This is a genomic window from Streptomyces sp. NPDC014864 (assembly GCF_043081525.1).
GTDB lineage: Bacteria > Actinomycetota > Actinomycetes > Streptomycetales > Streptomycetaceae > Streptomyces.
Genome location: NZ_JBIBWT010000002.1, coordinates 363,524 through 385,835, shown reverse-complemented (window position 1 = coordinate 385,835; position 22,312 = coordinate 363,524). Strand labels below are relative to the sequence as shown.

Sequence of the window (22,312 nt, the reverse complement as noted above, 5' to 3'; positions counted from 1 at the left end):
TCCCAGCTCCGAACCCACCACCTCGCGGGGTGACGGGGGCGCCACCGGCGCATGACGTGCGCCTCGGCCATCTCGACTGTACGGGTGCGGCCAGAGCCGGCGGGCCCGTGGCGCCGGTTCAGGAGCCGAAGTGGCGGCGCAGGGCCCGCTTGTCGAACTTGCCGACCCCGGTCCGGGGAATGGCGTCCACGACCTCGATGTGGTCGGGCAGTTGCCAGCGTGCGAAACCGCTGCGTTCGAGGTGGTCTCGGACTCTGTCGAGGGTGACCGTGCTGCCGGGGCGCGCGGTGACGCAGATCAGCGGACGTTCCTGCCACTTGTCGTCGGGTACGGCGATGACCGCGGCCTCGGCGACCTCGGGCAGGGCCATGACGGCCGACTCCATGTCCACCGACGAGATCCACTCGCCGCCGGACTTGATGAGGTCCTTGGCGCGGTCGGCGATGACCATGTATCCGTGCGGCGAGCCGACGGCGATGTCGCCGGTGCGGAACCAGCCGTCCTCGGTGAATGCGTCCGCACCATCACCGCCGAGATAGGAGCCCGCGATCCAGGGGCCGCGCACCAGCAGATCACCCATCGACTCCCCGTCCCACGGCACCGGGTTGCCGTCGTCGTCGCGGATCTCCATCTGCACGCCGGGCAGCGGCAGCCCGGCGCGGGTGCGCACGGCGTCGGTGACGCGCTGCTCGTCCCAGTCCCGCATCCTCTCCTTGGGCCAGGCCAGCGAGGCGAGCGGCGAGGTTTCGGTCATGCCCCACACCTGGACCAGGGGGATACCGAAGTCGCGCCGGTAGCGTTCGATCAGCGAGCGAGGGGGGCGGGCGCCGCCGCACAGCAGGTGCCGGAGCTCGGGCAGTCCGCCGCGGGCGGCCATCGCGTCGGCGACCGACATCCAGATGGTGGGCACGCCGGCGGCTATGGTGACCCGCTCGGCGGCCATCAGCTCGACCAGGGCCGTGGGGTCCAAAGAGCCGCTGGAGAAGACCTGCTTGGCGCCGTAGGAGGTGGCGGTGTAAGGCACGCCCCAGGCGTTGGCGTGGAACATGGGCACCACCGGCAGCACGCAGTCACCGGGACCGATGCGCATCGCGGCCTGGGAGGAGGCGGCGATGGCGTGCAGGACGGTCGAGCGGTGCGTGTAGACGACGCCCTTGGGGCGGCCGGTGGTGCCGGAGGTGTAGCACAGGCCGAGCGGGGCGTTCTCGTCGATGTCGACGGGCGCGTACTCCGTCGGCCGGGCGGCGATGATCTCCTCGTAGGCGACGACGTCCGGCAGTGTGGTCTCGGGGACGGTGTCGCCGAGGACGACCACGTGCCTGACGCCCCCCAGTCCGCCGCGCTCGTGCACCTTCTCCAGCAGGGGCAGCAGATCGGGGTCCACCAGGATCGCCCGGTCCTCGGCGTGCCCGATGATGTACGTCAGGTCCTCCGGCGAGAGCCGCAGGTTCAGGGTGTGCAGGACGCGGCCCGTGCAGGGAACGGCCCAGTAGGCCTCCAGGTGCCGGTAGTTGTTCCAGGCCAGGGTCGCCACCCGCTCCCCCGGCGCCAGGCCGAGCGAGTCCAGGGCGTGCATCAGCTGCTGCGCCCGGCGGCCGAAGTCGGCGTACGTGTAGCGGTGCACGCGGCCGTCGGGGAACCTCGTGATCACCTCGGTGTCGGGGAAGTAGCGCGGGGCGTGGCCGAAGAGCAGCCAGGTGTTCAGCGGGGTGTTCATCATCGCCATGGCGGACATCGTCGGTCCCGCCCAGTCGGCCCGGCCATGGAGGATGCCCACGGTCCGGATGCCCTCGGTATGTGGCGAAGCCCCACCCCGGGTCGGGGGCTGCGCGACCCGCGCCTGGGAGATTCCCACATGTGCCGGGTGCGCGCTGTGGAGCTTGCCTCCGTAGCAGCGCTGGGTGGCCGAATTTAACGTCTGCGTCACATCGGCAATCGCCGACGAGATCCCCGTGCAGCCGAGGCCGCCATGAGAGAAGCACGCGCCATTCTGGCCACGCACCGCCTGTCCAAGGAGTTCCAGGGCTTCCGCGCTGTGAACGAGGTGGACCTGAGCGTCGCCGAAGGCACCGTACACGCCCTGGTCGGCCCCAACGGAGCCGGCAAGACCACTCTGTTCAACCTGCTCACCGGATTCCTCAAACCGTCCGCAGGGCGTATCACCTTCGCCGGCGGCGAGGTCGCCGGTGAGCCGCCGGAGCGCATCGTCCGCCTGGGCATGGCCCGATCCTTCCAGGTCACCAGCCTGTTCCCGCGGATGACGGCCCGCGAGCACGTGGAGCTGGCCCTGCAGTCCGGCACCGGCCTCGGGCGCAGCTTCTGGCGCAGCGACAAGCTGATGCGCCGCTTCTCCGGGCGTGCCCGCGAGCTGCTCGACGAGGTCGGCCTGGCCGAGCTCGCGGAGCAGCCCGCGGACAGCCTGCCGTACGGCCGGAAACGGGCCCTGGAGCTGGCCCTCGCGCTCGCTCTCGACCCCAGGCTCCTGCTGCTGGACGAGCCGACGGCCGGGATGGGTCTGGAGGACGTCGACCGGACAGTGGCCCTGATCGCCCGCATCCGCGAGGGGCGCACCGTGGTCATGGTCGAGCACAACATGAGCGTCGTCGCCTCCCTCGCCGACACCGTCACCGTGCTCCAGCGCGGCGAGGTGCTCGCCGAGGGCCCCTACGAGCACGTCAAGGCGGACCCGCAGGTCATCGAGGCGTACTTGGGAGCCGACGTTGCTTGAGATCGAAGGGGTCAGCGCCCGCCACGGCGAGGCGGAGGTCCTGCACGACGTCTCCCTGCGCGTGGGTGAGGGCGAGGTCGTCACCCTCGTCGGACGCAACGGCGCCGGCAAGACCACGCTGCTGAACTGCGTCATGGGCCTGCACCGGTCGATGACCGGCCGGATACGGTTCACCGGCCGCGACGTCACCACCGCGCCCCCGCATCGCCGGGCCCGCCTGGGACTGGGCCTCGTCCCCGACGACCGGGGCATCTACGCGTCCCTGACCGTGGAGGAGAACCTCACCCTCCCCCCCGCTCAGGGCACCTCACCGTGGCCGTTGGAGCGGATCTACGACACCTTCCCCGCACTGGCGGCCCGCCGCCGCTTCTCGGGCGCCAAGCTCTCCGGCGGCGAGCAGCAGATGCTCTCTCTCGCGCGGGTACTTCGGGCGGGAGCGGGGCTGCTGCTGTGCGACGAACCGACCGAGGGGCTCGCCCCGGTCGTCGTCCAGCGCATCGGCCGGATCCTTCTGGAGGCCAAGGAACACGGAGTGGCCGTGCTCCTCGTGGAGCAGAACCTGCGCTTCGCCACCACGGTGGCCGACCGCCACTACCTCATCGCCCAGGGCCGCATCGTCGAGTCTCTGGACAACACCGGCGTGCGAGAACGCGAGACCGAACTCCTCGCCCACCTCGGTCTGTGACATCCCGTCACCCGCGCCCTCCCCCCACACCTCCGTTCTACGAAGACGTACCGATCAGGAGGCACCACACATGAAGCGCACACTGTCGGCCGGCGTGGCCCTGGCCGCGGCGGGGGCTCTGCTCGCCGGCTGCGGGGGCGGCGGCCCGAGCTCCGGCGGGGGAAGAGTGAGCGACGACAAGATCGTCCTCGGCGTACTCACCGACCTGTCCGGCGTCTACGCCGACATCGCGGGGCAGGGCTCGGTCGAGGCCGTGCAGATGGCCGTCGACGACTTCAAGAAGAAGTACGGCGACAAGGCGGTCACCGGCAACATCGAGGTCGTCAAGGCCGACCACCAGAACAAGCCGGAGGTCGCCAACACCCAGGCGCGGGAGATGTACGACCGCAAGAGGGCCGACGCCCTCTTCGACGTGCCCACCTCCTCGGCGGCGCTCGCGGTGGCGGACGTCGCCAAGCAGTCCAGGCGGCTGTACTTCAACACGGCCGCGGCCACCACCGAACTCGCCGGCGCGAGCTGCAACCCCTACACCTACGAGTGGGCGTACGACACGCACATGCTGGCGCACGGCACCGGCGCCAAGGTGACCGAACAGGTCGGCAAGAACTGGTACCTGCTCTACCCGGACTACGCCTTCGGCCAGGACATGCAGGCGAAGTTCACCACGGCGATCGAAGGCGCGGGCGGCAAGGTCGTCGCCAAGGACCCCACCCCCTTCCCGAGCGACAACTACTCCACGTTCCTGCTCAAGGCGCCCGGCCTGAAGCCCAGGCCGGACGTGCTGGGAGTCCTGCAGGCGGGCGGCGACCTGGCCAACGTGGTCAAGCAGTACGAGCAGTTCAAGCTCAAGGACAAGAACATCAAGCTCGCCATCGGCCTCCTCTTCGACAGCGACATCGAGGCGATCGGCGCGGACAGGCTCGCCGGGACGATGTTCACCACCGCCTGGTTCTGGAACCTCGACGGCAAGGCGCGCGCCTGGTCCGACCGCTACAAGGAGCGCACCGGCAAGCGGCCCACGTTCGACCAGGCCGCCGACTACTCGGCTGCCACCACCTACCTGGAGGCGGCGCAGAAGGCCGGGACCGACAAGGCCGAAGAGGTCTCCAAGCGTCTCGACGGCATGAAGTTCGACGACTTCTTCGCCCGCAACGGGGTGGTGCGCGCCGCGGACCACCGGCTCGTCCACGACGCGTACCTGGTCGAGGTCAAGGACCCGGCCAAGGCCGAGGAGAAGGGCGACTACACCAAGTTCATCGAGCAGATCCCGGCGGACGAGGCGTTCGACAGGGCATCGCCGCTCTGCCACATGAGCTGACCCCCAGACCGGCGGCCCTCACGCAACGGTGCGAGAGGGCCGCCACCGGACGACAGGACCACCCATGACCTCGCTCCTGCAACAGACCTTCAACGGACTGGTCAGCGGCAGCTTCTACGCCCTGCTCGCCCTCGGCCTCGCCGTCATCTTCGGCATGCTGCGCGTGGTGAACTTCGCCCACGGCGCCGTCTACATGCTCGGCGCGTTCGGCGCGGTCGTCCTCGCGGACCGCGCGGGCCTCGGCTTCTGGTGGGCGCTGCTGCTCGTACCGCCGGCGCTCGCCGCCGTCGGCACCCTGCTGGAGCGGCTGCTCATCCGCCGCCTGGCGGCCCTGGACCCGCTGTACAACTTCCTGCTGACGTTCGGCATCGCCCTGGTCTGCCAGGACCTGCTGCGCATGAAGTACGGCTCGCACTCCCAGCCGTACGAGCACATGCCGTTCACCGGCTCCGTCGACCTCGGCCTGTTCGACTTCCCCCGCTACCAGGTCCTCGTCCTGGCGGTGTCCGCGGCCGTGTGTGTCACCGTGTGGCTGCTGCTGACCCGCACCCGGATCGGCACCGTCGTGCGCGCCGCCACCGAACGCCCGGAGCTCACCCGGGCGTTCGGCATCGACACCGGGCGCTGGGTCACTCCCGTCTTCGGCTTCGGGATCGGCCTCGCCGCCCTGGCCGGGGTACTCGCCGCCCCCATGCGGGCCGTCAACACCACGATGGGCGGCGACCTGATCATCACCGTGTTCGCCGTCGTCGTGATCGGCGGCCTCGGTTCCGTCCTGGGGTCGGTCCTCACCGCATTCGTCATCGGCATGCTCCAGTCCCTGGGCAGCCTCTATCTCCCCGTCCTGTCCCAGACCTCCGTCTTCCTGCTGATGGCCGTCGTACTGCTGATCCGGCCGGCGGGCCTGTTCGGCAAGGAGGAGCACGCATGATCCTCTCCCTGATCGGGGCCCTGCACCGGTATCCCGCCGGTGTGCGCCGGGGCCTGCTCTCGGCGGGCCTCCTCGCCGCGCTCGCCCTGCCCTGGACGCTGTATCCGCCGGTCGCCGCGGACATCCTGTGCTGGGGCCTGTTCGCGGTCGCCTTCGACCTGCTGCTCGGGCACGCCGGGCTGCTCTCCTTCGGGCACGCCGCGTTCTGGGGCACCTCCGCCTACGCCACCGGGCTCATCGCCCTCCACAGCGGGCTGCCCTTCCCCGTCGCCGTCCTGGGCGGCGCCGTGGCGGCCGCGCTGCTCGCCGTGCCCATCGGTTTCCTGGCGGTGCGCCGCAGCGGGATCTACTTCGCCATGGTCACCCTTGCCTTCGCGCAGATGGTGTACTTCGTCGCCAACCAGTGGGACGACGTCACCGGCGGGGAGAACGGGCTGCAGGGCATCCCCCGGCAGCTGGCCGGCATCGATCTGTCCGACTCGTTCGTCCTCTACTACGCCCTGCTGCCCATGGTGCTGCTCGGGCTGACCGCGGCCTGGCGGTTCGTGCGCTCCCCCTTCGGGCGCGTGGTCGCCGGCGTGCGGGAGAACCCCGACCGGGTACGGGCGCTGGGCTACGCCGTCGACCGGTACAAGCTCGTCGTTTTCGTCGTCTCGGCGTTCCTGTCCGGCCTGGCCGGCGGTCTGTACGCCGTGAACCACGGCTTCGCCTCGCTCCAGGAGGTGTACTGGACGACCTCCGGCAAGGTCGTCGTGATGACCGTCCTGGGCGGCATCGGCACCCTGTGGGGCAGCCTCGTCGGCGCCGGGGCGATCGTACGCCTGGAGGACTGGCTGTCCACGGCCGGTTTCGAGGAGACCGGACTGATCACGGGCGGAGTCTTCATCGTCACCGTCCTCGTCTTCCGGCGCGGGGTGTGGGGCACCCTCTCCCAGCTGCTGCGCGACCGCGCCGCGCCAGGGGCCGCGGTCCTCGAGCCGCACCCGCGGCACGACCATGACGACACCGCGCAGCGCGTGCGATCGTAAGAGGGCGGTGGTCGCCGCCGTCCGAGCGCGGCACATGCGACCGAGCCCACCCGAGCCGCGAAGGAAGACCATGAGCATCGACCTGCCGCCGAGGAGTCTCGGCGCGGACAGCGCCCGCAGGCTGTTGCGCCTGCTGCGCGAGGGTGCGGCCCCCGAGGAGTACCGGGCGCTGCTGGAGCGCTGCCCGGCTGAGGAGGTGGCGTGGCTGCGCCCGCTCGTGGAGGACGCGCTCCATGTCAGAGCCCAGCTGGAGGAGCGCCGCCGCCGCGAGGACGAGCTCGCCGCTCTGTACGAGACCGCCGGAGACCTCTCCTCACTGCGCGAACTGGAGGCCGTGCTCCCGGCGATCGTGCGCCGGTCCCGAGGGCTGCTCGGCACCGACGTCGCCTACCTGATGCTGAACGACACCCAGCGCGGCGACACCTACGTGCGCACCACCGACGGCATCCGCACGGACGCCTTCAAACGCGCCCGGCTCGCGATGGGCGCGGGCCTGGGCGGACTGGTGGCCAAGACCGCCGTGCCCTACGACACGCCCGACTACTTCAACGATCCGCGCTTCGAGCACACCGTCGACGACGTCGTGCGGGGCGAGGGGCTCATCGCCATCCAGGGTGTGCCGCTCAAGCTCGGCGAGAAGGTCATCGGCGTGCTGTTCGCCGCCAACCGCAGCGCTCGCCCGTTCTCCGACCACGAAGTGGCCCTGCTGGTGTCCCTGGCCAACCACGCCGCCATCGCCATCGAGAACGCCACGCTCTTCCAGGAGGTCCAGCGCGCCGTCGACGACCTCACCGAGGCCAACGCCGTCATCCAGGCCCACAGCGCCTCCGTGGAGCAGGCCGCGTCTCTGCACGAGCGGCTGACCAGCATCGTTCTGCACGGCGGCGACATGGCGGACGTCGCGCAGAACCTCGCCGAGGTGCTGGGCGGGAGCATTCTCGTCCTCGATCCCGCCGGGCGCGTGAGCGCGGCCGTGGGCGCGGATCCTGTGGCGGAGCAGGCACGGCAGGACGGTGTCCTGCCGCCCGGGTCGCCGGCCGCTCGCGCCGTGCACGAGGCGTGCGGGCTCAGCGCCGAGTCACGCCGCACCCGGCGTATCACCGGGTCGGGGACCCATGCCTCGGCCTGCGCCACGCCGATCATGGCCGGCACCGAAGCGCTCGGCTCCCTGGCCCTGGTGCGCGACCGTCTCGACGCCTGCGACATACGCTCCCTGGAGCGGGCGGCCCAGGTCACCGCCCTGATGCTGCTCAGCGAGCGCAGCGTCGCCGAGGCGGAGCACCGGCTGCGCGGCGAGATTCTGGAGGACCTGCTCGGCGCCCCGCACCGGGACCTCGAAGGGCTGCGCCGCCGGGCCGCCCTGATGGGCCTGGACCTCGGCCGGCCGCACACCGTTCTCGCGGCCCGCTGCCGCGGGGGCGGGCACCGCCGGGTCGTCGCCGACGCGGCCACCGCGTTCGCCGGGCACGCCAAGGGGCTCGCGGGTGAGTACCGCGGCGACGTCATCGTGCTGCTCCCCGGCGAGCACGACCCGGCGGCGACCGCCCGCTCCCTGGCCGACCACCTGACGGCCGCCGTGGGCGCCCCTGTCACGGTCGGCGGCACCTCGGCCGATCCGGGGGCCGACTGCCTCGTCGAGGCCCACCGGGACGCCGTACAGTGCCTCGGCGTCCTGCTGGCCCTCGACCGGGACGGCGAAGGCGCCTCCCCCGACGAACTGGGCATCTACGGTCTGCTGTTCAACCAGGCCGGTCGCGAGGAGCTGCACCGGTTCGTGCGCCGCGCGATCGGTCCCCTCCTGGACTACGACGAGCGCCGCAGCGGCGAACTGGTCCGCACCCTCCTGGCCTACTTCGCCTGCGACGGAAGCCTCACCCGCACCGCGGCCGAACTGTTCGTCCACGTCAACACGCTCTACCAGCGCATCGACCGGGTCACCGCTCTGCTGGGCCCGCAGTGGCGCCACGGCGACCATGCCCTCCAGGTCCACCTCGCGCTCAAGGTGCACAGCGTGCTGTCGTCACCTTGATCGAACGACCGCCCGGCGCCACCGGTGGTGACCTTGGCCGCAGCCGACGCCGCCACCCCAGATCACCGGTAGGCCTCCGGTTGGCCTGCGCGACGTCATGAACGGCACGGCGCCACGTGTCAGAACGCCGGCAAGGAGCGGCGAGGCATCCGTGATCCGAGGCCGAGCAGCGTACAGGCGCTCTCCACCTCGCACCACGCCACGTCGAGTCCGAGGCCCCCGCGGGCGGCGCGTTCGGACTCGGCGTCGGCGAGAGCACGGGCCCTGGCGATCGCGGCGTCACCGTTCGGGGCATCTTTGATCTTGTAGCTGTAGGTGCGACTGGTCCCGCCGGTGTCGTCCCGTGCGCGGAAGGTCACCAGGTACAGATCCCCGTGCATGGCCCCTTTCCTTTCTCGTGCACCCCCGACCATAAGAAACCGATTGGCTCGGTATTTATTTCTCGGACTGTCGCTCGCCGGCTCGCGCCGCCACCCGCTCACGCTCGGATGACACCGACGCTAGGTTCCCCCGCCCCCGGGGGCCATGGAGGAACCATCCACCATCCGCCGCCCGGAATGTGTGATTCCTCCCCCGGTGCCGACCTCCGCTGCCAACGGTGGCCGGCGTACTGCCGCGCCGGAGCCGGCATGGAGGTCTCCTCCACACCGGGCCGTCAACGACCCAGCAGATCCCCATACCCCCGCCCTCCCCCGGGTGCCTAGCGTCGGAGAAGGCCGCACACGCCACCACACCTGGTCCGGGACACCTGGAGGAGACGAATGAAGGAGCGGGCACACGTCGCGGGGGCCGGCATGGTGCCGTTCACCAAGCCCGGCGCGAGCAAGCCGTACGACGTGATGGGCGAACGGGCCGCGCGCGCCGCCCTCGCGGACGCCGGGATCGACTACGACCTGGTGGAGCAGGCCTACGTCGGATACGTCTACGGCGACTCCACCGGCGGGCAGGCCGCGCTGTACGGACTCGGGCAGACCGGAATCCCGATCGTCAACGTCAACAACAACTGCGCCACCGGTTCCTCGGCCCTGTGGCTGGCCCGGCAGGCCGTGGAGAGCGGGGTCGCGGAGTGCGTGCTCGCGCTGGGCTTCGAGCAGATGAACAAGGGTGCGCTGCCCCTCGTATGGGGTGACCGGCCCCATCCGCTGCACCGCTCCTTCGCCACGATGGAGGCGGTTCAGGGCCGCAACGGGAACGCCCCGTGGGCGGCGGAGTTCTTCGGCGGCGCGGGCGCCCAATACGCTCGGCGGCACGGCACCGCGCCCGAGACGTTCGCGAGGATCTCCGTCAAGTCACGGCAGCACGCCGCGCACAACCCGTACGCCGTCTTCCGCACCCCGGTCACCGTGGACGAGGTGCTCGACTCCCCCCACATCCACGGCCCCCTCACCCGCCTCCAGTGCTGCCCGCCCACCTGCGGCGCCGCCGCAGCGGTCGTGTGCAGCCGCGACTTCGCCCGGCGGCACGGCCTGCGTACCGTGCGGATCCGCGCGCAGGCGCTCACCAGCGACACCATGAGCAGCTTCAACAGCGGGGACATGATGAAACTGGTCGGCTACGACATGACCCGGGCGGCCGCACACGACGTGTACGAGGCCGCGGGCGTCGGCCCGGAGGACATCCGCGTCGTCGAGCTGCACGACTGCTTCACCGCCAACGAACTCATCACCTACGAGGCGCTGGGACTGACCCCGGAGGGAACGGCGGAGAAGTTCGTCATCGACGGCGACAACACCTACGGCGGCCGAGTGGTGACCAACCCCTCGGGCGGGCTGCTGTCCAAGGGACACCCGCTCGGCGCGACCGGGCTTGCCCAATGCGCCGAGCTCGTATGGCAGTTGCGCGGCGAGGCGGGTGCGCGCCAGGTCGAGGACGTGAACCTCGCGCTCCAGCACAACATCGGACTCGGCGGCGCCTGCGTGGTGACCCTCTACGAACGCGCCGACGCCTGAACACCAGCCCGTCCCACGTCCAACACCTATGCGTGAAAGGGGAATCCGCCGTGGGCAACCTCGACGGCAGGACCGCCATCGTCACCGGCGCCGGGCGGGGCATCGGCCGCGCCATCGCCCTGAAGCTCGCCGCCGAGGGGGCAGTCGTCGTCGTCAACGACCTGGACCCCGGGCCGGCCTCCGAGACCGTCCTGGCCGTGAAGACGGCGGGCGGCGAGGCCGTCGCCTGCCCGGGCAGCGTCACCGAGGACGGCTTCGCCCAGCATGTCGTCTCCACCGCGGTCGACACGTTCGGCGGGCTGGACATCATCGTCAACAACGCCGGCTACACGTGGGACGGCGTCGTCCAGAAGACGACCGACGAGCAGTGGGACGCCATTCTCGACGTCCATCTCAAGGCGCCCTTCCGGATCCTGCGAGCCGCCCAGCCCTACTTCAGGGCCCACCCGGCCGAGTACCACCGCAAGGTCGTCAACGTGACATCGGTCGTGGGGCTTTCGGGCAACGCCGGGCAGGTCAACTACTCCTCCGCCAAGGCCGGCGTGGTCGGCCTGACCCGTACGCTCGCCAAGGAGTGGGGGCGTTACGCCGTGAACGTCAACGCTGTCGCCTTCGGTCTGATCCGCACCCGCCTGACGGAGGCGTCCGCCTCGGCCGGCGGCGCCGGCATCGAGGTGGCCGGCCGCGAGATCAAGGTGGGGATCAGCGACGAGTACCTCGCGGCGGCCGAGCGGTCCATCCCGCTCGGCCGCGCGGGCAGCCCCGAGGAGGCGGCCGGGGCGGTCTACCTGATGTGCACGCCCGAGGCCGACTACATCACGGGGCAGGTCGTGGTGTGCGGCGGCGGCTTCACGGGCTGACCCGGGGCCGCCGCGCGGGTCAGGACGGGCAGCCGGAATCGGAGACCACGTAGTAGCCCGGGGACGTCTCCTCCAGTGTGTGGGTCTCGTACACGTTGTACAGGCCCATGTACTGGTTGGAGCCGTTGGCGTACACGTAGCCCACGCTCTGGTGCGCGCGCCCGGCGGCGACCTGGTTGTAGTTGTTGTCGGTGTAGCACTGGTGGGTCGCGCCGCTGGTGGTGGCCTGTACGGCGGCGGAGGCCGCTCCGGCCGACCCGGGTCCGTCCACGGCGGCGACGGTGTAGCTGTACGTCGTGCCGGCCGACAGGCCCGTATCGGTGAACGACGTGCCGGTCGGGGCGCCGACCTGGGTGTTGCCGCGGTAGACGCGGTAGGAGGCCGCGCCACCGACCGCGTTCCAGGACAGGGAGACCGAGGTGTCGGTGGTGCCGGTGACGGTCAGGCCGGTGGGCGCGGGCAGGCTGCCGCTGCCACCGCCGTCCCCTGTCAGGCCCCAGAACTCCCCTATGTGGTAGGAGGCGCAAATGTTCACGTCCAGGATGTAGCTGCCGGCGACGCCGCACTGCGTGGCCCCGCCGCCCGGGTCGACGGGCTGGCCGTGTCCCATGCCGGTGATGGAGTACGACTCGACGACGTCGTTGCCGGAGCCGTCGCGGTACACCTTGTGCGGGTAGCCCTGCACCGTGTCACTGACGTCGGCGGTCGCGTCCGTGCCGTGCACATTGGTCCATTGCTCGACCAGTTCGGTCATGTTCATCGGCTTCACCGTGGTGTCGCTGGAGCCGTGCCAGACCGACATCGTGGGGTACGGGCCCGCGTAGGAGGGGTAGGCGGCGCGCACCTTGTCGCCCCACTGCTGGGGGGTGAGGTCCGAGCCCGGGCTCATGCAGTTCAGGCCTTGCGTCATGCTGCGGGCACAGTCGAACGGGATGCCGGCGACGACCGCCGCGCCGCGGAAGACGTCCGGGTAGGCGGCGGCCATGACCGCGGTCATCGCGCCTCCGGCGGACAGGCCGGTGACATAGACGCGCGAGGCGTCGGTGCCGTAGTCGGCCGCCATCCTGTCGACCATCTGCTTGATGGACAGCGCCTCGCCCTGACCGCGCGAGAAGTCGCTCGACTGGAACCAGTTGAAGCAGGAGTTGACGTTGTTTGCGGACTTCTGCTGCGGCAGCAGCAGGGCGAAGCCCCAGGTGTCGGCCCACTTCGTCCAGCCGGTCTCGTCGTCGAAGGCGGACGCGGACTGCGTACAGCCGTGCAGGGCGACGACCAGGGGGCGCCCGGCGGGCAGTCCGTCGGGAACGTAGCGGAACATCTGGAGGTTGCCGGGGTTGGAGCCGAAGCCCGTCACCTCGGTGAGGGTCGCCGCCTGGGCGGACACGGGGAACAGGCCCAGCAGCAGGCCGACCAGACACAGGATCAGGCCGACGACGGAAGCACGTCTGCCGCCTCTGCCGCCGGTTCCAAGGGGAGGGGTGTGGGGTCGCAGGCGCATCGATGTCTCCTTGTCCGCCCCGGGGCAGCCGACTGCCCGGGACGTCGGGGGGAAGGGACGGTGACGCCGCCACCGGCCGCCGCGCCGTGGGGTTGGCGAGGTAGTCCGGGGGCGTTTCTGTGACGGTACGGCCGCACCGCGTGCAGCGCTCATGGATGGATCGACCACTTCTGGGGTCGGCCGGGTGTGCGCCGGATCCACTGACGGCAGGTCAGCAGACTGGACGGAACCCGTCATTCCCGGCGCACGGTTCGTGGCGACCGGCTACGTGGCGGCCGTCAACGACCGGCTGGGAACGGCGTGCCGACCAGCGCGCGGGCTGCTTCGAAGCGAAGCGTTCTGCCGTCGGCCGATGTGGTCGCGTCTGCCCTGGCATGAGCGACAGGATCGTCACATGCAGCCGATCTTCGTTCTCGTGCACAGTCCGTCCGTGGGTCCCTCGACCTGGCACCCCGTGGCCGAACACCTGACAGCGGCGGGACATCAGGTAGTGGTGCCGTCCCTGCTGCACGTAGGCGCCGGCGCTCCGCCCTTCTGGCCCCGCGTCGTCAGCGCCGTCCGCGACCACCTCCGGCAGATCTCAGCCGACCGCCCTGTCACGTTGGTGGCGCACAGCAACGCAGGCCTCTTCCTCCCAACGATTCGCTCGGCCCTCGATCATCCGGTGACCGGCTCGATCTTCGTCGATGCCGCACTGCCGGCGCGGATCGGACCGACTCCTGTCGCCACACCCGAAGTCCTGGAGTTCCTCCGCCCGATGGCGGTGAACGGCAAGCTGCCGCGGTGGACCGACTGGTGGGACGAGGCTGACATCGCCCCGATGTTCTCTGAGCCGGTGATGCGGCAGAGGGTCGTCGAGGAGCAGCCCTCCCTGCCCCTGTCGTACTACGAGCAGCACATCCCGGTTCCCGACGGCTGGGACGACCATCCATGCTCCTACTTGCTGTTCGGCCCCCCGTATGACGACGTTGCCGCCGAAGCACGCGAACGCAGTTGGCGGGTGGCACACCTGCCTGGCGGTCACCTGCACCAGATCGTCGATCCTGCCGGAACAGCCCGGCACCTCATCGAACTCGCCGCCGGCCCCGGTGCCTCCTGACAAGCCACCTGCGCGCCGACGTCGCAAGGGCCAGAACTCCCGCGGCCACCGCCCAGTGCTGCCAGCGCCAGAGCGGATTCTGCCACCGCCAGAGCGGCGCGGGTGCGGCCTCGACGGGAATCGCCTCGAGGTCGTTGCCGGGCACGGGGTCGCTCGGACTGTAGACGGCGATGTTGCCCTTGGCGCCGGGGATCTGCTTGTCGATGCGGATGTGGAAGACGATGGTGCTCGAGGATCCGGGTAAAGGTGCACCCAGATACGAGAGGTCGCACAGGAAGAAGGGGTTGTCTCCGTCCTGCGGCGGCCGGCACGAGTATCTGCGATCGTCGTCGTCCCCCACCCAGGGGATGGACGTGACCGTGGTCCCGGGGGGCGGCACGACGGCGAAGGATCCGGTGTCGGGGGCGCCAGGGCCCAGGTTCGTCACACCGAGCCGCACCGCGATGGTGTCCCCCACCCTGCCCCTGACCGCGCCGCTGACAGGGGTGTAGTCGGCCGGCGACGACTGGAACACCCCGACAGGGGAGGCCGTGCCGGCATGCGCCATGCCGTGGGCCGCGGTCGCGGGCAACACGCGGGTGGCGGTCCACGGCTGTTGGGTCGGTCCACTCGGTTGGCTGGTGGGCAGCAGCGCGCCGGTTCCCCTCAGGGCGCCTGCCTTCAGGGGCGCCGTGGCGACCTCGGCATGCAAGGCGATCCGACCCCCCGGCGCCGGCTGGGGCTGCGCCCACACCGGTGTCACCACCGTCCCAAGGGCGGCAACGGACACGACGGCGGCGCCGACTTGGCGCACGAGGTCACGTTCAGCCATGGGGGCCGGAACCGTCTGCTCGCAACCCTGTCTCACATCCGTGTGGTCGGTGCGTCGTCCTGCCGCGGCAGTGCTGGGCAGGCACAACCGCAGCGCGTGGCAGGCGCAACCGTACCCTGCTCTGAAAGCCGCCCGACTGGAGCGGTTCACAGGCACCTTGGGCCTTCGTGTGCCCCATCCCGGCCGTGCGCGACGCGGCCGCCGTCAAGCGGCGCTCTCGGAGAGTGCCGGCAACGAGAGCGCGGAGACGGGCGGAGCAGGCACCCAGTGATCCCCTCGGCCGCACATGGACGGGCCTGCGATAGGTTGCCCGCCATGACTGGACTCGGGCCCGTCGCCTGGCCGCCTGCCCCGATAAGGACCGAACGGCTCGTCCTCCGCGAGTCCGAGGCCCGAGACCGTGGGGCGTTCGTCGAGCTGTTCGCATCGCCGGAGGTGCGCGCCCATCTCGGTGGCCCTCGACCGCGCGATGAGCTCGAACGCGCGATGCCCGAGGTACCCGGGCGGCGCCCTGGCCTCTTCGTGGTCGACCTCGACGGAGCGATCATCGGCACGGTCACGCTCGATCGGCGCGACGCAGCGCGTCCGGGGCACATCCGTCCGGAGGCCGGGGAGGCCGAGCTCGGTTACATGTTCCTGCCGGCAGCGTGGGGATGCGGGTACGCCACCGAGGCGTGCGCAGCGGCACTCGACTGGTTCGCCGACGCCCTCCCCGGCGAGCCGGTGGTGCTCTGCACCCAGACCGCCAACGACCGCTCGATGCGCCTCGCGGCGAAGCTGGGGTTCACCGAGGTGGAGCGGTTCGAGGAGTACGGCGCCGAGCAATGGTTCGGCGTGCGGTCCTCGGTCATGCCGTCCGCTTGAGCCAGGCCGCTTCTTCGGATCGCGACACTGACCAGATCATGACGCCCACGACGTGGAGTGCGGCGAGGTAGATGGAGACGGTCTTGTCGTAGCGGGTGACGTGCCGCGCCATCGCTGGCCATGCGGTGTTGTGTGCCACCCGCAGCCGGTTCCCTCTGTGGCGAACATTGTCGCCGCTCAGCCGCGATTCGCGCGCCGTGGCCGACAGCCCGCGCGAGACGTAGGACGCCTGGGGTCGTCGACCTACACTCGAAGCCCTATCACCTTGGCTGGGTCCAACTCACCGCTGAAACAAGCACGTTGGCCAGGATAGGTCGCATACTCTGTGCCTGGTGACAGGGGGGTGGCGAGATGAACAGGCCAACCACGCGAGCGTTTCATGCATGCTCGCCTTCTCTCTCGCAACCCTGGCAGGGACAGTAGGGAGCCGTCATGCACATCAAGATCGCAGTCGCAGCGGACGACAGTACGGTAATTCATGACTTGTACTACTGGTTCCGGCAAGACGAAGATATTCGGCGCCACGCAGAGATAAGGCTGCAGCCACCGCCGCAGGCGAGCGGCACCATGGGAGCGGTTGAGATCATTGACATGGTCTTCAACCACGGCTTCAACTTGGCGAATCTGGCGTTGGGCTACGCCACGTGGCGCGCCACACGCCCGGCGGCCCCTCCAGTGACTATCACCGTTGATGACGTGTCAGTGACGTTGCGGAACGGTTCGGAGGACGAGGTGCGCCGGATCGTGAATCTGCTGCGACCTGCATCGCCCGCCGGGTCTACGGAGGACAGCGGTGCCAGACAGCACCAAGGGCAAACCGCATCCGGGGATGACAGATGAGTCTGCCGGATCCCGCCAGATCTCGCGCAGTGCTGATCGGAGTGGACAGCTATCGTCATCTCGAAGATCTGCCAGCGGTAAGCAACAACCTCAAGAGACTTGCCGCGCTGTTGAGGAGTCCCGAGGTATGGGGGCTGCCAAAGGATCACTGCGTGCTACTTCACAATCCCGCCTCCCCCGAGAAGGTTCTCGACGCGGTCCATGAGGCAGCCTCGGAGGCCAGCGAGGCCTTTGTCGTGTACTTTGCGGGCCACGGGCTGCTGTCACCGAGCTTAGAGCTGCAGCTGGCCTTGTCAGGGTCCGAGTTGGGTAAGCGGATGTACCGGGGCGTGGCCTACGACGCGCTTCGCTCAGAGGTCCTGGAGTGCCTCGCGTGGAGCAAAGTCGTCATTTTGGATTGCTGCAACAGTGGAAACGCGCTGTCCGGCATGGGCGCTCAAGATCATGTCGCGGATCAGACGGCCGTCGACGGAACGTATGTGATTACCGCCTCCCCTAAGGGAAAGCCGGCGATGGCTCCAGCCGGGGAGAACTTGACGACCTTCACGGGCGAGTTGGTGAAGGCTATCGATGGTGGTGTCCCCAATGCGGCCGATCCGCTGGACATGGAGTCCCTCTTTCAGCATGTGCGCCGCGAACTGAATGCCAAAGGGCTGCCAAAGCCGCAGAAGCGTGCAGGGAACGATGGGCAGCAAATCGCCCTGTTCCGCAACCGCTGGATCGCTCGCCCACGTCCGAATCTGGATGCGGGGGCGGGAGCCGGATCACTGCGGACCATCCCGCAGTCCGGAGTCAGGGCCGGGTCGGGCACGCTTGTGGGTGGTAGCTTCTCCAGCAATAGCGACGGAATTTCTCGCCAGGACGATTCACGGCACGACCGAAAGTCAAAAGCATCATCGGACGCCTCTGAAGGATCCCCGCGTCGGCGGTTGGTGAGATGGATTGAAAGGCCTGTTGGCACGGCAGTGTTCGGAGGCGGGGTGGTGCTGCTTCTCATAGGCCTCCTAGTCGTGGCTATGATGCTCCCCCCGGGCAGGAGCTATGGGGACCTTCGATACCAGGGTGGCGACGAACCGAAAGGGGACGAGGGCGGGTGTCATGGCTTGAGCTATGGCGGCGGCACGGGAAACGATTGCCGTAAGGGCGCTTGGGCTTGGCAGTTGCCTGCCGGTGAATCAATAAAGACGACATTTCGATTTGAATCGCCGAAGTCCAGCCGAGACCTGCTGGGGAAGATTCAAGTAAAGGACAGCTGCGGGGCTGCCGTAGAGTGGTCTCTTACCGCTGATTCAACCCAGATAGCCGCGGGGAATCGGACCATTGAGGACACCCCGGTAGAACACGCTGCCCCTCTGCCGGAAAACACCAACCATGTGGTGCTCGTCGCGCGACGCACCGACGCCGACTCCTGCACCGCCACGCTTGAGTGGAAAGATGTTTATCTGGATTCGTAACGCCAAATCCGGGTCACGGGTCCGCCAGATCATGCACCCCACGACAGCGTGTCGGATCCGGAGCGAGGCGTCGTAGCAGAGGTGAGAAGCGGTCGTGAGGCCGCCGGGACAAGGAGTCATGGGATGACGCTGTACCTGATCTCGTTCAGTGAGGGCGCGATGACCTTCCCCGCGGAGGATCTGCCCGATGTGGCCGAGGCCGCGCACGCGGTGGCCCGGGAGGCCACGGACGCCGGCGTGTGGGTGTTCAGCGGCGGGCTGAAGGACCACGAGGAGGCGAGCGTAGTGGCTACCGACGGAACGGTCACCGACGGGCCGTACCCGGAGAGCAAGGAGTACCTCGGCGGATTCGCGGTCGTCGACGTGCCCTCACGCGAGGAGGCGCTGGAGTGGGCCGCCAAGATCGCCATCGCCTGCCGCTGTGCTCAAGAGGTCCGCGAGTTCGTGCCAGACCGAGGCGTCTGATCGAAGGCCCCGGCCACGGTCAGGAGGTCACGCCCACGCCGTACGACACACCAGTCCGTAGGCCTTGACTGTTCCTCTCACCAAGGTCGGGCGGGGCGCTGCGCGCGTCGAGGCAGTGGTGCGGCCGCGGCCCGTTGTCAGTGGCATGAGCGAGGATCTTCGACATCAGCGTCGAAGTCAGATGACAGCTCAGTCTCTCTACGCCAACCAGCCACGGGACGTGGGTGAATCGGCCCCCGGAGATGAGCCGATGCGAGTGCTTCGCCTCAGGTCCCAATCGTGACGAATCTGTTCCTCTGTCATGGTCGGCGGCTGCTGCGGGTACGGGCGGCGTCCAAGCCCTCGTTGGCCCCATGCACGATGAGTTCGCGGATGAGCTCCGCCAGCGAGGCGCAGACACGGGAATCCAGGCTCCCGCCGAGCATGACGGCGTCGAGCGCCACGTGCAGCGAGGTAGGGCCGATGCCACGCTTGCACAGAACGCCGACGACAGCGACGAGGTCCTGGAGCGAGCGGTCGAGCCGGCCGGTAATGGGACAACGCGGGTGTCGTCTTTGCGGAGGAAGTCGAGAGCCCTCCGTCTTTCCTCGCGGTCGGCGTTCTTGCCGGACTTCTTGTCCGCGAAGGTCCGGATGCAACCCACTTCGGTGAGAGCTGGACTTGCCGGTCGGGCACTGCCACTTCGCCGACACCCGGGCGTACCCGGCGTACCCGGCGTACCCGGCGTACCCGGCGTACCCGGCGTACCCGGCGTACCCGGCGTACCCGGCGTACCCGGCGTACCCGGCGTACCCGGCGAGAATGCCATACCCTCATGCCTTCCGGTCGCGACACGGCGTCTACTGGAACGCCGGCAGGTTGCGGGCGACCCACTCGCCGAAGGGGTTGGCCGGACGGTGCAGGACAGCCTCCACGTCCGGGCTGATCTTCTGCTCGGCCGGGAGCGGGATGCCGAGGACATCCAGAGTCCCAGTGACGACCTCCTCCGACATGAACTGCACCATCCGAGCACGAGCGTCCGCGCGAGAAAGATCCACGAAGGCCACTTCCTCGCCCAGGGCCTGAGAGATGGCCGCGGCCTGCTGGCGTGGACTGATCAACTCAGGACCGGTCAGCTCGTACGTACGACCGGCGTGCCCGTCCTCACCCAGCGCAGCCGCGGCGACCGCGGCGATGTCCGCCGGGTCGATCACGGGCAGCGCCACGTCACCGAACGGGGCGAAGACCGTGCGCTTGATGCGGACCGACTCGGCCCAGGCGAGGGCGTTGGAGGCGAAGCCGCTGGGACGCAGGATGGTGAAGTCCCGTCCAGATGCGCGCACCGCCGCCTCGAACTCCCGGAGCCGGGCATGCGAGAGCGCCGCCGGTCGGGTGGCGCTGACCTGCGAGGAGACCAGAACGACCCGCTCGATCCCGGCGTCTGCGGCCGCCTCCAGCAAAGCGTTCGGGCTTTCGCCACGGCTGTTGAGTTCGCCGCCCAGCAGGATGAACAAGGCGCGGGCTCCAGCCAGGGCGGCCCGCACGCTCTTGGTGTCCCCGACACCGGCCTGGGCCCACCTGACCCCGGCCGCGCGATGCGCGGGTTGGGGCCGCCGGGACATGGCCACGACTTCCTCGCCCGCCTCGGACAGCAACCCCACCAGGGTCCGCCCTATGTTGCCGGTTGCGCCCGTCACTGCGATCATCTCGACCCCTCCGAATTAGTTAGTTGACTGACTTAGTCGCAAGCTAGCACGCGCCCACTGAAGGCTGTCTATAGTCAGTTGGGTGACCAACTCAGCGAATCGGCGAGCACGGGCGTCGCAGAAGCGCCAACGGCTCACGGCCGCGGCGGCCCGGGTTCTGCACGAGCAGGGGGTCGAACGCACGACCCTCGCCGACATCGCACGTGAGGCCGACGTCCCCGTCGGGAACGTCTACTACTATTTCAAGACCAAGGACGAGCTGGTCCAGGCCGCACTGTCCGAACACACCGCGCGCCTGGACGAATTCACCGGCCGACTGGAGCAACTGGCCGACCCGCGCGACCGTCTCAAGGCCCTCGTCGAAGCCTGGGTCGACCAGCGCGACATCGCCGTCCGCCACGGCTGCCCCACCGGCACCCTGGCCGTCGAACTCGACAAGCGCGCCGAGGGGACCCTCGACGCGGAGGTCGGCGCAGTGATCCGGCGGCTACTGAACTGGGCTGAAGGTCAATTCCGCGAGCTGGGTCTATCCCACCCAGACGACCTGGCACTCACCCTCGTCTCCGCCTACCAGGGCATGTCACTCCTGGCCAACGCCCTGCGCGACCCAGACATCATGACCCGCGAAGGAGCCCGCCTCCTGCGCTGGCTCGACTCCCTCCATGCTCACGGTGGACACCTCTGACCCTCATGGGCGCACGCGGGACCAGAACATCGGCGTCAGGCCACGCCGGTTGGCAAACCGATCCACTCCGGCCCGTCCAGGACGTCCTGGAGCCCCAAGGTGTTCACACGGACCAGGGCCGACTGCAGGACTCTTGGAACCCGGTACCCCTCTGGTGCCCAGATCACCTACGGACGCTCGATGCCGGGCACGGTGGAGTTCGCCGGAGCGCGGCCGGGCTGGCGGTACGCGGCCTTGCGCATCGACGACAACCTCAGCTCCAAGCGCGGACCCGGCGTCCGGCCGCCCACTCGTTCTCGGCAGACTGTTCGCGACTACCGTTCATGTGGCCCCTGGGCGGCCTGGCCCACCGGGCAGAAGGAGGAAGTCCGCATGACCACGCGCACCCCACAGGAACTCTCCGTCCCCGTACACGGAGGCGACCTCGCCGTGACCCGGTGGCCGGGAGAGGGACCGGCGGTCATCGCCCTGCACGGCATCACAGCGAACGGACTGGCCTTCGGCGCTGCGGCCGAGCAACTCGGCGACGTCGATCTGTACGCCCCGGACCTGCGCGGCCGGGCCCACAGCGCCGGTCTCCCGGGGCCCTACGGCATTCCCGCCCACGTCGAGGACGTCGTCGCCCTGCTCGACCATCTGGGCCTTCGGCAGACGCTGCTCGTCGGTCACTCGCTGGGTGCCTTCATCGCCGCGGTGGCCGCCGCGCGGCATCCGGACCGCTTCCCGCGCGTGGTCCTCGTCGACGGGGGCCTCGGCTTCCCCGTCCCCGCGGGCGCCGACATCGACGAGGTCATCGAGTCCGTCATAGGCCCCGCCATGCGGCGACTGAAGACGACCTTCTCGGACCGCGAGGCCTACCTCACCCTTTTCCGGGAGCACCCCGCCCTCGCCTCTCACTGGGGCCCGCTCATCCAGGCCTACGTGGACCGCGATCTGACCGGCGAGCCCCCCGAGATGCGCAGCAGCTGTGTCCTGGACGCGGTCCGGGCCGACGGCGCGGGCCCCCTCGGCGACCCCGAGACACTCGAGGCCATCCACCAGCCGCGCGTGCGCGGCACCCTGCTGTGGGCGGAGCGCGGACTGATGAACGAGCCCCAGGGGCTCTACGACGAGGCGCGCCTGGCCGCCGGCGGCCTCGCCCCGGAACGGATGACCACCCGCCGGGTCGACGACACCAACCACTACACGATCCTGTTCGCGAAGAACGCGACGGCAGCGCTCGCGGAGACGGTGCACGCCGAGCTTGGACAGATGTAGCACCCCACGCCGCGGGTCGCCGGGCAGGGCCGTTCGTGCCTGCCCGGAGAGCGGGACGCACCGTATCCCCGAGGGGGGCACCAGGTGCCGTCGGATACAGGCGATGACCGGCGGCCCACGGCTCGG

21 protein-coding genes are annotated in these 22,312 nt (G+C 69.6%); 15 read left to right on the top strand and 6 right to left on the bottom strand.

The window, feature by feature from the left end:
- Positions 1–118: 118 nt before the first annotated feature.
- Entirely contained in the window at positions 119–1,726 is a 1,608-nt protein-coding gene (locus ACF1A5_RS05710) for a long-chain fatty acid--CoA ligase (RefSeq protein WP_392191545.1), read from the bottom strand.
- A 243-nt stretch (positions 1,727–1,969) separates the two neighbouring features.
- On the opposite strand from ACF1A5_RS05710, the gene ACF1A5_RS05705 reads away from it, so the two are divergent.
- The 6 genes from ACF1A5_RS05705 to ACF1A5_RS05680 all read left to right on the top strand — a co-directional run bounded on the left by ACF1A5_RS05705 (position 1,970) and on the right by ACF1A5_RS05680 (position 8,719).
- The gene (locus ACF1A5_RS05705; protein ID WP_392191544.1) at positions 1,970–2,728 is read left to right on the top strand and encodes an ABC transporter ATP-binding protein; all 759 of its coding nucleotides are present in this window, start codon (positions 1,970–1,972) and stop codon (positions 2,726–2,728) included.
- Positions 2,721–3,413 (top strand): ABC transporter ATP-binding protein, encoded by a 693-nt coding sequence (locus ACF1A5_RS05700; RefSeq protein WP_392191543.1) that lies wholly within the window; start codon positions 2,721–2,723, stop codon positions 3,411–3,413. The genes ACF1A5_RS05705 and ACF1A5_RS05700 overlap by 8 nt, the downstream gene beginning before the upstream one ends.
- A 70-nt stretch (positions 3,414–3,483) precedes the next feature.
- Entirely contained in the window at positions 3,484–4,731 is a 1,248-nt protein-coding gene (locus ACF1A5_RS05695) for an ABC transporter substrate-binding protein (protein ID WP_392191542.1), read from the top strand.
- 64 nt (positions 4,732–4,795) lie between these two features.
- On the top strand, positions 4,796–5,662 hold the full coding sequence (locus ACF1A5_RS05690) for a branched-chain amino acid ABC transporter permease (RefSeq protein ID WP_392191541.1): 867 nt from the start codon (positions 4,796–4,798) through the stop codon (positions 5,660–5,662).
- Positions 5,659–6,690 carry a branched-chain amino acid ABC transporter permease gene (locus ACF1A5_RS05685; protein WP_392191540.1) on the top strand — a complete coding sequence of 344 codons (1,032 nt, stop codon included), beginning with the start codon at positions 5,659–5,661 and terminating at the stop codon, positions 6,688–6,690. The genes ACF1A5_RS05690 and ACF1A5_RS05685 overlap by 4 nt, the downstream gene beginning before the upstream one ends.
- A gap of 70 nt (positions 6,691–6,760) precedes the next feature.
- Complete coding sequence (locus ACF1A5_RS05680; RefSeq protein WP_392191539.1) at positions 6,761–8,719, top strand: helix-turn-helix domain-containing protein; 1,959 nt, start codon at positions 6,761–6,763, stop codon at positions 8,717–8,719.
- Positions 8,720–8,838: 119 nt separating this feature from the next.
- Here ACF1A5_RS05680 and ACF1A5_RS05675 read toward each other — a convergent pair whose 3' ends face one another.
- On the bottom strand, positions 8,839–9,099 hold the full coding sequence (locus ACF1A5_RS05675; RefSeq protein WP_392191538.1) for a hypothetical protein: 261 nt from the start codon (positions 9,097–9,099) through the stop codon (positions 8,839–8,841).
- Between the two features lie 381 nt (positions 9,100–9,480).
- Between ACF1A5_RS05675 and ACF1A5_RS05670 the strand changes: the two genes are divergently transcribed.
- Complete coding sequence (locus ACF1A5_RS05670) at positions 9,481–10,668, top strand: lipid-transfer protein (protein WP_392191537.1); 1,188 nt, start codon at positions 9,481–9,483, stop codon at positions 10,666–10,668.
- A 32-nt stretch (positions 10,669–10,700) separates the two neighbouring features.
- Positions 10,701–11,528, top strand: coding sequence for an SDR family NAD(P)-dependent oxidoreductase (locus ACF1A5_RS05665; RefSeq protein ID WP_392191536.1), 828 nt, complete (start codon positions 10,701–10,703; stop codon positions 11,526–11,528).
- 19 nt (positions 11,529–11,547) lie between these two features.
- On the opposite strand, the gene ACF1A5_RS05660 is transcribed toward ACF1A5_RS05665, so the two are convergent.
- Positions 11,548–13,026 carry a PHB depolymerase family esterase gene (locus ACF1A5_RS05660; RefSeq protein ID WP_392191535.1) on the bottom strand — a complete coding sequence of 493 codons (1,479 nt, stop codon included), beginning with the start codon at positions 13,024–13,026 and terminating at the stop codon, positions 11,548–11,550.
- A 394-nt stretch (positions 13,027–13,420) separates the two neighbouring features.
- Between ACF1A5_RS05660 and ACF1A5_RS05655 the strand changes: the two genes are divergently transcribed.
- A complete protein-coding gene (locus tag ACF1A5_RS05655; RefSeq protein WP_392191534.1) occupies positions 13,421–14,125 on the top strand; it encodes an alpha/beta hydrolase in 705 nt (234 codons plus the stop codon).
- Here ACF1A5_RS05655 and ACF1A5_RS05650 read toward each other — a convergent pair.
- Positions 14,091–14,936, bottom strand: coding sequence for a hypothetical protein (locus ACF1A5_RS05650; RefSeq protein ID WP_392191533.1), 846 nt, complete (start codon positions 14,934–14,936; stop codon positions 14,091–14,093). The genes ACF1A5_RS05655 and ACF1A5_RS05650 overlap by 35 nt on opposite strands.
- Positions 14,937–15,251: 315 nt before the next feature.
- On the opposite strand from ACF1A5_RS05650, the gene ACF1A5_RS05645 reads away from it, so the two are divergent.
- Complete coding sequence (locus tag ACF1A5_RS05645; protein WP_392191532.1) at positions 15,252–15,800, top strand: GNAT family N-acetyltransferase; 549 nt, start codon at positions 15,252–15,254, stop codon at positions 15,798–15,800.
- On the opposite strand, the gene ACF1A5_RS05640 is transcribed toward ACF1A5_RS05645, so the two are convergent.
- Positions 15,784–15,939 carry a hypothetical protein gene (locus tag ACF1A5_RS05640; protein ID WP_392191531.1) on the bottom strand — a complete coding sequence of 52 codons (156 nt, stop codon included), beginning with the start codon at positions 15,937–15,939 and terminating at the stop codon, positions 15,784–15,786. The genes ACF1A5_RS05645 and ACF1A5_RS05640 overlap by 17 nt on opposite strands.
- A 293-nt stretch (positions 15,940–16,232) precedes the next feature.
- On the opposite strand from ACF1A5_RS05640, the gene ACF1A5_RS05635 reads away from it, so the two are divergent.
- The 3 genes from ACF1A5_RS05635 (at position 16,233) to ACF1A5_RS05625 (ending at position 18,559) form a co-directional block, all read left to right on the top strand.
- A complete protein-coding gene (locus ACF1A5_RS05635) occupies positions 16,233–16,640 on the top strand; it encodes a hypothetical protein (RefSeq protein ID WP_392191530.1) in 408 nt (135 codons plus the stop codon).
- Positions 16,637–18,094, top strand: coding sequence for a caspase domain-containing protein (locus ACF1A5_RS05630; protein ID WP_392191529.1), 1,458 nt, complete (start codon positions 16,637–16,639; stop codon positions 18,092–18,094). The genes ACF1A5_RS05635 and ACF1A5_RS05630 overlap by 4 nt, the downstream gene beginning before the upstream one ends.
- A gap of 123 nt (positions 18,095–18,217) precedes the next feature.
- Positions 18,218–18,559 (top strand): YciI family protein, encoded by a 342-nt coding sequence (locus ACF1A5_RS05625; protein ID WP_392191528.1) that lies wholly within the window; start codon positions 18,218–18,220, stop codon positions 18,557–18,559.
- An 839-nt stretch (positions 18,560–19,398) separates the two neighbouring features.
- Here the strand turns inward: ACF1A5_RS05625 and ACF1A5_RS05620 are convergent.
- The gene (locus ACF1A5_RS05620; protein WP_392191527.1) at positions 19,399–20,244 is read right to left on the bottom strand and encodes an SDR family oxidoreductase; all 846 of its coding nucleotides are present in this window, start codon (positions 20,242–20,244) and stop codon (positions 19,399–19,401) included.
- Between the two features lie 82 nt (positions 20,245–20,326).
- On the opposite strand from ACF1A5_RS05620, the gene ACF1A5_RS05615 reads away from it, so the two are divergent.
- Positions 20,327–20,929: a TetR/AcrR family transcriptional regulator gene (locus ACF1A5_RS05615; RefSeq protein WP_392191526.1), complete on the top strand. Its 603-nt coding sequence runs from the start codon at positions 20,327–20,329 to the stop codon at positions 20,927–20,929.
- 372 nt (positions 20,930–21,301) lie between these two features.
- Positions 21,302–22,186: an alpha/beta hydrolase gene (locus tag ACF1A5_RS05610; protein ID WP_392191525.1), complete on the top strand. Its 885-nt coding sequence runs from the start codon at positions 21,302–21,304 to the stop codon at positions 22,184–22,186.
- The last annotated feature ends 126 nt before the right edge of the window (positions 22,187–22,312 follow it).